Annotated in this window: 4 protein-coding genes; 2 read left to right on the top strand and 2 right to left on the bottom strand. The window is 48.2% G+C overall.

Features of this window, described 5'->3' with window-relative positions; all coding sequences use genetic code 11:
- Window positions 1–319 precede the first annotated feature (319 nt).
- Window positions 320–2,032 (top strand): hypothetical protein, encoded by a 1,713-nt coding sequence (locus ACOJS8_RS00585; protein WP_420146586.1) that lies wholly within the window; start codon window positions 320–322, stop codon window positions 2,030–2,032.
- An 88-nt stretch (window positions 2,033–2,120) separates the two neighbouring features.
- Here ACOJS8_RS00585 and ACOJS8_RS00580 read toward each other — a convergent pair whose 3' ends face one another.
- Entirely contained in the window at window positions 2,121–2,657 is a 537-nt protein-coding gene (locus ACOJS8_RS00580) for a hypothetical protein (RefSeq protein WP_420146585.1), read from the bottom strand.
- Window positions 2,658–2,770: 113 nt separating this feature from the next.
- Between ACOJS8_RS00580 and ACOJS8_RS00575 the strand changes: the two genes are divergently transcribed.
- On the top strand, window positions 2,771–3,211 hold the full coding sequence (locus ACOJS8_RS00575) for a nuclease A inhibitor family protein (protein ID WP_420146584.1): 441 nt from the start codon (window positions 2,771–2,773) through the stop codon (window positions 3,209–3,211).
- 108 nt (window positions 3,212–3,319) lie between these two features.
- On the opposite strand, the gene rplT is transcribed toward ACOJS8_RS00575, so the two are convergent.
- Entirely contained in the window at window positions 3,320–3,664 is a 345-nt protein-coding gene (rplT, locus tag ACOJS8_RS00570; protein ID WP_176567490.1) for a 50S ribosomal protein L20, read from the bottom strand.
- Window positions 3,665–3,799: the final 135 nt, after the last annotated feature.

Raw genomic sequence — 3,799 nt, 5'->3', positions numbered from 1 at the left:
TTTCTTTAGTTGCTCTGTGTAAACTGACAGACATGTTCTATCTAACAATACAAATGCCAGCCGGGAAAATTGTTCGATTTGCTGTCAGATTGGCAGTACAATATGCTTGTACGGGCCAGAATGTCGCTTTCAGACAGGAATGCGTTTTAGACATGGCAGACTCACGGCTTAGCAAACCCCAACAACCACTCTCTCACCGTCAGGATCACATCTTATTTAATCATGCCCCGTTGCCTGTTTCCCAAAATACGGGACAAGTAGTCCATTCAACTTCTTTTCTTACGTATACATCCGCCCTTGATTCGCTTCTTTTAAATCGATGAACAGAAGAACTTTTATACGTAACGGAACGGCAGCCTTTGGTATGCTGCCAACACTTCAGCCGCTCAGCTTTCCCTGGTCAGAAAAGAATGATTCTCCAGATAAACCCTCCTGGTTACTCACACTCATTACACTGAATGACCAGCAGCTTTCGGCCATAAACCCAGGGCAGATTAAAAACCCTGCGCATCCATCTTACGGTGGTTTAAAAGACGCTGATGAAATTCCGAACCCACAATCGACAGCTGATTTTGTCCGGCGGGGAGCCTGTGCCGTTTCCTGTCGGGAGTCTCAGTATTATCAGTCGAATGAATTGCTTCAGTCGATGGACGTAGCACTACGTTATCTACTCAAGGTGCAGCATGCGGATGGCACCATCGATCTACCCGCCACAAATTTCCATTCTACACCCGATACAGGTTTTATTGTCAAGCGGTTAACCTCTGCATACAGCCTGATGGATCGTGCCAAAATTCCTGCTTTTGATCCGGTAAAAACGTTATTGAAATCATTTTTACTACGTGCCGGAGAAGCCCTGGTAGTGGGCGGAATTCACACGCCTAATCACCGCTGGGTTGTTTCCGCTGCTCTGGCAAAACTAAATGGACTCTGGCCCGACAAACGATACGTAGCACGCGTTGAGCAATGGCTGTCAGAACACATAGACATAGATCATGATGGACAGTACAACGAACGTAGCACCTTGATTTATTCACCCTTAACAAACCGGCTGCTCATTACAATAGCCAGAGGGTTGAACAAACCTTACCTACTGGATTACGTCCGCAAGAACCTGATGATGACGCTTTACTACGTTCATCCCAACGGAGAAATAGTCTCTGAAGCTTCCGGCCGACAGGACAAAGCACTGATCGGCACAGCGGAAGGTTATTACTATCCGTACAGATATATGGCCTTGCTCGACAAAAACGGCGAAATGGCAGCCCTGTGCCGATCCATCGAAAACACCATACTTCCGAAAGTGGTCTATTACCTCGACTATCTACTAGAAGACGCTAGCTTATGGAATGAACTTCCGCCCAGCCGGCCACTGCCAACAAATTACGTCAGATCTTACCCGGCATCCGGCCTGATACGTATCCGTCGTGACGGCTGGGATAGTACTATCCTGTCAGCCAACCCTATGTGGATGACCTTTCATAAAGGCAGTGCGATTATCCAGGGGGTACGACTGGCGTCCTCTTTCTTTGGTAAAGGGCAATTTCAGACGGAGACGATTGAGCAGGAAGGAAACAGCTGGATACTGACGCAGACACTGGAAGGACCGTATTATCAACCCTATCCTTCCAAAGAAATTCCTGGCGATGGCGACTGGGAGAAAATGCTCCGGTCAAAACGGAAGCAGAGCGAGATTCAGCAACTCAGGACGAAAATCGTGATCAAGGAAATACCTGGAGGGGTAGAAGCCCATATTCAGATGACCGGTACGGAAGGTGTGCCGGTAGCGCTTGAACTTATTTTCAGGCCTGGCGGGACGTTATCCGGTGTCACAACCCATCCGAGTCGTCCGAACGCTTATCTCGTATCGGGTTCAGGTTCTTATACGGTTCAGAACGACACAATTACGTTTGGGCCTGGGCTGGTGAAGCATAAAAACATACAGTTGAGGGGTGCTTTGCCTGCTACGGATGCGCCGAGTGTGTATTTTACTGGCTTTACCCCGTTTGAGCACACACTCACCCTTTCCTGATCGGTAAATGCTACGTTAATTGGGTTCAACAAAAAAGGCAGTCCGGTTTGAGAGACTGCCTTTTTTGTTATTGTTGAAACAAGAAGGTTTAGCGATTGCCAAACAGACCGCCCAGCATACCGCCAAGGCCACCGCCACCCTGCTGACCGACGACACGCATCAAATCGTTCATATCAAGTTTACCATCAGCCATAGCCGAAGATGCAGCGCCCATCCAGTCTATTCCCTGCTGACCAGTTGCAGCACCCAGAATACTATTACCATCAACGCTGGAATCGTTTGGATCAGAAGCTTTGTGCATAAGCTTACTTAGCACCATCGGTACCACCGCAGCTGCAATCGACATGGCCACCTGGGGAGAAATTCCCAGTTTCTGCATCAGGTTCTGTTCTACATTCTGCTGAACCCCCTGCGTAACCGGGCTTTCCTGAACATTTCCGCCATTAACAACCATACCGAGTAGATTACCGAGGCCACCGCCCTGTGCCTGTTGACCCAGACCGCCCAGAATACTGCTGGCGATGGTCTGCATAACATTGTCGTTCTGGCTATTCGGAATAGCCGGATTATTGATAACTGCCTGGCCCGACTGCTGCTGAACCAGATTCATTAGGGTTTCTAACATGCCTGTAGAGGTTTATAGAGTTTGGCGAATAAATCTTACTCGCTTTAATTGTGTTTAGATTCTAACAGTTAGACATTGAAATGGTTAATTTGTCCCGAATCTATTTCTTATTTATGACGAACGAAGATCCCAAAAGTAGCGACCCGGTACTAGAAAACAAGTCATTCAGCGAGCAGATTACCCCGTTGCTCACGGATCTGCTTTATCCGAGTGAATCGGATGAACCTCTTGAAGCTGTAACCTGCTATCTGAAGCAGTCCGAACCGCTCACGGTTAGTCAGATCAAGGATTGGCAGATGTTGCCCCCGTCGATCTACGTTGAAGAAATGCCCGAAGCTGATTTTTGGGAACCCGTCACTACAGAACAGGACTGGTATGAGGAAGAAGAAAAAACGCGCGCGAAAAAATTCCAGGCTCTCAAACAGTTTATAGAAGCCCAGCTCACCGTTCGGCAAGTATTTCGCGTCGGGGAATCAGAAATGGATATTTATTTACTTGGCCGCCAGGCGGATGGCGAACGAGCAGGGATTAAAACGAAAGTGGTTCAGACATAAAAAAGAAGGGAGAAGAAATGAAAGAAGCAACGAAATGATTACTAGCCCGAATGCTAATACCTTCCTTTGTTTCTTTCGCCCCTTCTCCCCTTCTTTCTTTATTCCTGTTTACTTTACTTGTTCCACAACAGCAGCAAAAGCTTCCGGATGGTTCATGGCCAGATCGGCCAGCACTTTGCGGTTGAGCTCAATACCTGATTTATTCAGGGCACCCATTAGCGCCGAATACGACATACCGTTGATACGGGCGCCCGCGTTGATCCGCTGAATCCAGAGTCCGCGGAAATCGCGCTTCTTGGCCCGGCGGTCACGGTAGGCGTATCCTAAGCCTTTTTCGACAGCGTTCTTGGCAACTGTCCAAACATTTTTGCGCCGGCCAAAATAGCCTTTAGCCAGCTTCATTACTTTTTTCCGACGTGCGCGTGAGGCAACGTGATTGACGGAACGTGGCATTGTATTGTTAGTTGTTTTTTGACGACAGGCGGACGCTGACAAAAGCAGCATTCTCTTTTAGGCCTAGCATCGGGTGAAACGTGAACCAGGACGCAACCGCGCCCTTTTTTTGTCCTTAGATGTTCAGCATCGCTT

This window comes from Spirosoma sp., assembly GCF_048594605.1.
Taxonomy (GTDB): Bacteria; Bacteroidota; Bacteroidia; order Cytophagales; family Spirosomataceae; genus Spirosoma.
Note: the sequence above shows the minus strand (reverse complement) of the source record. Positions and strands in the feature narration are given on the sequence as shown.

Bases quoted from the DNA above. Each gene is read 5' to 3' on its own strand.
- ACOJS8_RS00585 (WP_420146586.1), top strand. From the start codon at position 320: ATGAACAGAAGAACTTTTATACGTAACGGAACGGCAGCCTTTGGTATG.
- ACOJS8_RS00580 (WP_420146585.1), bottom strand. From the start codon at position 2,657: ATGTTAGAAACCCTAATGAATCTGGTTCAGCAGCAGTCGGGCCAGGCA.
- ACOJS8_RS00575 (WP_420146584.1), top strand. From the start codon at position 2,771: ATGACGAACGAAGATCCCAAAAGTAGCGACCCGGTACTAGAAAACAAG.
- rplT (WP_176567490.1), bottom strand. From the start codon at position 3,664: ATGCCACGTTCCGTCAATCACGTTGCCTCACGCGCACGTCGGAAAAAA.